The following is a 240-nucleotide window of genomic DNA, read 5'->3' on the forward strand; positions in this document are numbered from 1 at the left end:
TTTCAGGTTCTATTTCACTCCCCTCACAGGGGTTCTTTTCGCCTTTCCCTCACGGTACTGGTTCACTATCGGTCAGTCAGGAGTATTTAGCCTTGGAGGATGGTCCCCCCATATTCAGACAGGATATCACGTGTCCCGCCCTACTCGATTTCACTTTACTGGCGTTAACGGCTACGGGGCTATCACCCGGTATCGCGTGCCTTTCCAGAGCACTTCGCCTGACACCAATAAAGCTTAAGG

The 240-nt window shown here is 51.7% G+C and carries 1 rRNA gene; it reads right to left on the reverse strand.

Annotated features, from left to right (window positions below):
* A 23S ribosomal RNA gene (locus P8629_RS12600) occupies positions 1–240 on the reverse strand; the annotation flags it as partial.

Origin of the sequence: Hydrogenovibrio sp. 3SP14C1 (assembly GCF_029625905.1) — a bacterium.
Taxonomy (GTDB): domain Bacteria; phylum Pseudomonadota; class Gammaproteobacteria; order Thiomicrospirales; family Thiomicrospiraceae; genus Hydrogenovibrio.